At 69.2% G+C, this 6,386-nt stretch carries 5 protein-coding genes; 3 read left to right on the forward strand and 2 right to left on the reverse strand.

What is annotated here, in order from left to right:
- Positions 1-122 precede the first annotated feature (122 nt).
- Together phoU and AB0M70_RS21385 are read left to right on the forward strand one after the other, a co-directional pair.
- Positions 123-803 carry a phosphate signaling complex protein PhoU gene (gene phoU / locus AB0M70_RS21380; RefSeq protein ID WP_160510362.1) on the forward strand — a complete coding sequence of 227 codons (681 nt, stop codon included), beginning with the start codon at positions 123-125 and terminating at the stop codon, positions 801-803.
- 541 nt (positions 804-1,344) lie between these two features.
- Entirely contained in the window at positions 1,345-3,336 is a 1,992-nt protein-coding gene (locus tag AB0M70_RS21385) for a WD40 repeat domain-containing protein (protein WP_365821536.1), read from the forward strand.
- 17 nt (positions 3,337-3,353) lie between these two features.
- Here the strand turns inward: AB0M70_RS21385 and AB0M70_RS21390 are convergent, their stop codons facing one another.
- A complete protein-coding gene (locus tag AB0M70_RS21390; protein WP_365821537.1) occupies positions 3,354-4,682 on the reverse strand; it encodes an MFS transporter in 1,329 nt (442 codons plus the stop codon).
- Between the two features lie 237 nt (positions 4,683-4,919).
- Here AB0M70_RS21390 and AB0M70_RS21395 point away from each other — a divergent pair, with 237 nt between their 5' ends.
- A complete protein-coding gene (locus AB0M70_RS21395; protein WP_365821538.1) occupies positions 4,920-5,681 on the forward strand; it encodes a phosphoglyceromutase in 762 nt (253 codons plus the stop codon).
- Positions 5,682-5,780: 99 nt separating this feature from the next.
- Here the strand turns inward: AB0M70_RS21395 and AB0M70_RS21400 are convergent, their stop codons facing one another.
- A complete protein-coding gene (locus tag AB0M70_RS21400; protein ID WP_365821539.1) occupies positions 5,781-6,068 on the reverse strand; it encodes a ribosomal protein L7/L12 in 288 nt (95 codons plus the stop codon).
- Between the last annotated feature and the right edge of the window lie 318 nt (positions 6,069-6,386).

A 6,386-nucleotide genomic window follows, 5' to 3' on the forward strand; every position in this document is an offset into this window, starting at 1 on the left:
CGCCCACAGTTCACCTCGGTGACAGGGGCGGTTCATGCGGGATGCCGGAAACGGACGCGTCGGGGCCGCACCGTGGGAGCGTGGGGGTCACCCCCCGGGACGTACTAGAGAGGGACATCCACATGCGGGACGCGTACCACGAGGAACTTGACTCGATCGGCGAAGGCCTGGTCGAGATGGCCCGTCTTGTCGGGTCCGCGATCGGGCGCGCCACGACGGCCATGCTCGACGCCGACCTGAAGATGGCGGAGAGCGTGATCGCCGCCGACCAGAAGGTGGACGATCTGCAGCACGAGCTGGAGGCGCGCGCGATAGCCCTCCTCGCACGGCAGCAGCCGGTCGCCACCGACCTGCGCATCGTCGTGACCTCGCTGCGGATGAGCGCCGACCTGGAGCGTTCGGGCGACCTCGCCCAGCACGTCGGCAAGCTGACCCGCCTGCGTTTCCCTGCGTCGGCCGTTCCGCAGGACCTGCACGCGACGATCCTGGAGATGGGGCAGCTGGCGCAGCGCCTCATGGCCAAGGCGGCCGAGGTCATCATCACGAAGGACGTCGACCTGGCGCTCCAGCTGGAGCAGGACGACGACGAGATGGACCTGCTGCACCGCACGCTCTTCCAGCACCTGATGGACGACCGCTGGAAGCACGGCATCGAGACGGCCGTGGACGTGACGCTGCTCGGCCGCTACTACGAGCGGTTCGCCGACCACGCGGTGTCGGTCGCGAAGCGGGTCGTCTACCTGGTGACGGGTGAGCACGCGGACGAGATGCAGCAGACGGGGACGCCGGTCGAGGGCGCTTGAGGCCGATGTCACGCGGCTTCACGAGACGTGGCTGCGCGAGACGTGGCCGCGCGAGACGCGGCCGCGCGCATGACGGGGTGTGCCCCGCACCGATGGTGCGGGGCACACCCCGTTTCCGTGGGCGTCAGCCGCAGCCGCCGCCGCACTGGCACGATCCGCCCGACTGGCAGCCGCAGCTGCAGCCCGCGCCGCAGCCGCAGGAGCCAAGGAGCACGAGCGTGGGCAAGCCCGGCGTGAGAACCGACTGCTCGGGCACGGATTCGGTCTTGGGGGACGCGGCCATGGGTCTCCTCCTCGAGGACGTACTGCCTGATGCCCGTTCCATGCCCACCGGAGAGGGGCGCACCAACGGCGCACACGCGCGTGCCGAGGCCCGGCCGCACCGGACCCGGACGCTCCACACCGGCCCGAAGTCCCAAGACCCCCTCATGAAACTCCCTCCACAACCTTCACAGGGATGCCTTACTGTGAGGGCCCCGTGATCGGGGTTCAAGGCCCAGGCGTCTGACCTGGGTTCTTCTTATGTGGGGGGTCACATAACGTGCGTACGCGCACCATCTCGACCGCGACGGCGCTCGCGGTCCTCTTCAGCTCCGCGGCGCTCGTCGCGGTGACGTCCGCCCCGGCCGCGGCGGACTCGGCGAAGCTCCTGAACGTGAAGTCGGCGGGCGACGTGCTCGTGGACGGGGAGCACCAGCGCGTCTACGTCTCCGACCCGCGCGGCGGCAAGATCGTCGTCACGGACTACACCGGCGCCGTCAAGGCCACCCTGGACGGGCTGCCGGACGTCGAGGGCCTCGCGCTCTCGCCCGACTCCGGCCAGGTGTACGCGGCCGTGGCGGGGCTCAACAAGATCGTCTCAGTGGAGACGTCCTCGTACACCCAGAGCGCGAGCTACGCCCTCGACGGCGCCGAGAAGCCGCGCACGCTCGCCCTGGCGAGCGGCAAGCTGTGGTTCGGCTACGGCCCGTCCGCCGGGGGCGGCATCGGGTCGCTCGACCTCTCCGGCGCCGAACCCGTCGTCGCGCTCGGCCAGGACGGCGACGCGAGCTTCTACTCGGCTCCCGAACTCGGCTCCGACCCCGACTCGGGCGTCCTCGTCGCCGGCGAGAAGGACACCAGCAGCGACGCCCTGACCGTGTACGACGTGTCGGGTCCGAAGGCCGAGCTGAAGGTCTCCAAGCCGGTGGAGGGCGGTTTCTTCGACGACATCGCGGTCTCCCCCGACGGGACCCAGGTCGTCACGGCCAGCGGCTCCCCGTACTACCACCCGGTGTACTCCACCACGGACCTCGCTCCCCTGGGCCGCTACGACTCCGGGGACTACGGAACCGCCGTGGACATCGCCCCGGACGGCACCGTGGCGGCGGGCACCTCCTCCTGGTACGGGCCGGACGTGCACATCTACCGCCAGGGCAAGTGGTCCAAGGTGCGGGAGTACGACTTCCCGAACACCGGCAACAGCAGCGGCTCCGACACGCTCGTCGACGGCGGCCTGGCCTGGGCCCCGGACGGCAGCCGCCTCTTCGCGGTCTCCGAGAACAGCGAGGGGGTCTTCTCGCTGCGGGTCCTGACCGCGCCGGGCAAGTCCCTGCCCAAGCTCACGGTCGCCGCCCCCGCGCAGGCGCCCCGCGCCAAGTCCCTCACCGTCACCGGCAAGCTCGCCGACACGGCGGCGCCGCTGCCCGCCGGTACCGAACTGACGGTCACGCGCAAGGACGTGGACTCCCCCGACGGCAAGAAGCTGCCCGCGGTGAAGACCAAGGCGGACGGCTCCTTCTCGTTCACCGACACCCCGCCCGCCGGCGGCAAGGTGACGTACAAGGTCGCGTACGCGGGCGACGCCTCGCACGCCGCGACCTCCGGTTCGGACACGGTCGACGTCTCGCGGTCCAAGACCACGCTGACGCTGAACAAGAACGGCAACGTCTACTCGTACGGGGCCGACGTCTCCTTCACCGCGCACCTGGGCAGCACGTACAAGAACCGTACGGTCGAGATCTGGGCCGATCCCTATGGCTCCGACAAGCCGAACAAGCTGGTCAAGAAGGGGGTCGTCAACTCGCGCGGCGACCTGTCGGCCACGGTCGACATGAAGCGCGACACGACCGTGACCGCCGTCTTCGCGGGCGACGCCCGCTACGCCTCCAAGAAGGCCACGTCCACGGCGGGCGCCAAGGTGCAGGTCTCCACCGCCGTCTCCAAGCACTACAAGACGGGCAAGATCGGCTCCACGAAGTACTACTACTTCCACAAGAACACCGACCCGGTCCTCACGACGTCGATGACGTACTACCAGGGCCGCAAGCACCGCTTCCAGCTGGAGGTGCGCGTGGACGGCAGGTGGCGCTCCGCGGGCGCTTCCGAGTACTTCAACCTCGGCACGAACGGCAAGTCCGCGGTGCGCCTGGAGGCTCCCGGCGAGTCGGGCATCCGGGCGCGGATGCGTGCGTCGTACGTGAACGGGTCGTCGGGGGACAACGTGAACTCGACGACGCACGGGTCGTGGAGGTACCTGAACTTCACCCGGTGACCCGGTGAGCGGGCGCTTCAGCCCGTGACGCCGGGGACCCGGTCGGCGACTCCGTCGGGGGCGGGGACGGTAGGTGTGGGGACCACACCTACCGTCCCCGCTCCGCTTTCCCCCCCTTCCGCGCCACTCACGCCTACGGCACCTTCCGCGGGCAGCCCCCTCATCAGCGACCAGTAGCCGACGGCCGCGAACGTCCCGATGACCGCGCAGATGCCCCAGAGCCACTCGGCGCCGAAGCGGTCGATGACGAAGCCGGACATCAGCGGGGCGACGAGCGAGGCGACGGCCCACGACAGGACGTACATGCCCTGGTAGCGGCCCCTGCCGTGGGTCGGCGAGAGGCGTACGACCAGGCCGGTCTGCGTGGGCGCGTTGACGATCTCGGCGAGCGTCCAGACGCACACGGTCAGGGCGAAGACGCCGATGGACCCGGCGAAGGCGGTGAGCCCGAAGCCGTAGCCGGCGAGCAGCGCGGAGACGATCAACAGCCGCTGTGGGTCGCGGTGTTCGATGAACCGGGTGACGGGGATCTGGAGCGCGACGATCAGTACGCCGTTGACGGCGATGGCGAGGCCGTAGTCGGCGGGCGTGAACCCGGCCTCGCCCATGGCGACGGGCAGTCCCACGGAACCCTGCTGGAAGATCAGGGCGACGAGGAAGGACAGCCCGACGACGCCCATGAAGCGCCCGTCGCGCAGGACGGTCCCGAGGCCGACGTCCGGGTCCGACGCCTTCTCCAGGGCGGTCCGCACGGGCCGCGACTCCGGGAGCTTCGCGAAGACGACGACGGCGCAGACCATGGTCATCACGGCTTCGATGAGGAACCCGGCGAGGTAGCTGAACTCGGCGATGAAACCGGCGCCCATGGAGGAGATCGCGAACCCGAGGTTGATGGCCCAGTAGTTGAGGGAGAAGGCCCGCACCCGGTCCTCGGGGCGGACGATGTCGGCCATCATCGCCTGGACGGCGGGGCGGGACGCGTTGCTCGCCATGCCGACGAGGAAGGCGACGGCCGCGATGGCCAGGGGGTCCTTCATGAAGCCGAGGAGCGCCACGGACAGGGCGGTGGAGGCCTGGGCGATGAGGAGGGTGGGCCGCCGCCCGAGCCGGTCGGTCATCACGCCGGCGCCGACCGAGGAGACGACGCCGCCCAGTCCGTGCAGGGCGGCGACGAGCCCGGCGTACATGGCGGAGTAGCCGCGGTCGAGGGTCAGGTAGAGCGCCATGAAGGTGGCGACGAAGGCGCCGAGGCGGTTGACGAGGGTGCTGGTCCACAGCCACCAGAACTCGCGGGGAAGACCGGAGACGGACTCCTTGGCGGCGCGTCTCAGGGCGGCGAGTGGCATCGGTGTTCCCCCACGGTTCAGGCAGACGGCAAACGTCTCTCGTCAGCGTCTCTCGTCAGCGTCTTTCGTAAGCATCTTCCTCAGCGCCTCATGTAAGTGTCGCCAGCGCCGAGAGAACGTTACGACTGGCCGTCCCGGAGAGCCAGCGGATTATCGAAACCCGTCAATCGACCGGCCCCCTGTCCGGGGTCCGGGCGGACGCGCGGGGCACCCGGCGGTTCGATTACGCTCAGGGGCATGGCCGACGCACCGTACAAGCTGATCCTCCTCCGCCACGGCGAGAGCGAGTGGAACGAGAAGAACCTGTTCACCGGCTGGGTGGACGTCAACCTCACCGCGAAGGGCGAGAAGGAGGCGACGCGCGGCGGCGAGCTGCTGAAGGACGCCGGCCTGCTCCCCGACGTGGTCCACACGTCCCTCCAGAAGCGCGCGATCCGCACGGCGCAGCTCTCCCTGGAGTCCGCCGACCGCCTCTGGATCCCGGTCCACCGCAGCTGGCGCCTGAACGAGCGTCACTACGGCGCGCTGCAGGGCAAGGACAAGGCGCAGACGCTCGCCGAGTTCGGCGAGGAGCAGTTCATGCTCTGGCGCCGCTCGTACGACACCCCGCCGCCGCCGCTGGACCGTGACGCCGAGTACTCCCAGTTCGAGGACCCGCGTTACGCGACGCTCCCGCCCGAGCTGCGCCCGCAGACGGAGTGCCTGAAGGACGTCGTCGTCCGCATGCTCCCGTACTGGTTCGACGGCATCGTCCCGGACCTCCTGACCGGGAAGACGGTCCTGGTCGCGGCCCACGGCAACTCGCTGCGCGCCCTGGTCAAGCACCTGGACGGCATCTCGGACGAGGACATCGCGGGCCTGAACATCCCGACGGGCATCCCGCTGTCGTACGAACTGGACGCGGAGTTCAAGCCGCTGAAGGCCGGCGGCACGTACCTCGACCCCGACGCGGCGAAGGCGGCCATCGAGGCGGTCAAGAACCAGGGCAAGAAGAAGTAAGCCTGACGCTTTAAGCCCCCTACCAGCGGGTTCTCCGCTGGTAGGGGGCTTGATGCTGCTGTGGGGCCGTCTCTGGGCCGTCAGCTGCTTGGTCGGGCGTCACACGGCAGGACCGGCGGAGCCCGGTCGCGGCTGTGGTCTCACCTCTGCCTGTGCTCCCGCTTCACGGATAGCCGCAACCGCGATCTCGGCGGCCTCTTCGGATATGCCGTCGTGGATTACAACGGGAGCCTCATCCATCAAGACCTTGCTGTGCCAGATGCTCAGCCCGGTCAGCCGACGCACGACCTGCAGAACGTCCAGCGTCCGGGCTCCGACGTCGGTGAGCACCACGGTCTGAGGTATGTCGCCGCACACCACGGTGACGTAGATGTACTCGTCTGCCATCCCTGCCCCCCCTCCCGTCCAGATCAGGAGCGTAGGCGTGCTCCGCCATCTCAGGCTCCGGATTTTGTACCTGAGAAGACGGCAGCCACGGCCTTGCGGGCGCGCTCCTGGCCACTTTGGGGCGAGCCTCTAAGATCATGGCCCCAACGTCGTGTTTTAACGGGCAGGTCCACAGACTAACGTCGCGTCGCTAAGGGCCAGTTGGGGCGCGTGTGGGTGCGTGGGGGGTTGACGGCCATCGAGACCCCTGGCAGGTCGGATAGCGGTGAGAGATCTGACCTGTGGAGCCTCGATGTCTTGTCATCGTGTCACCGCAAC

It is taken from the genome of Streptomyces sp. NPDC051214 (genome assembly GCF_040682375.1).
Lineage (GTDB): Bacteria > Actinomycetota > Actinomycetes > Streptomycetales > Streptomycetaceae > Streptomyces.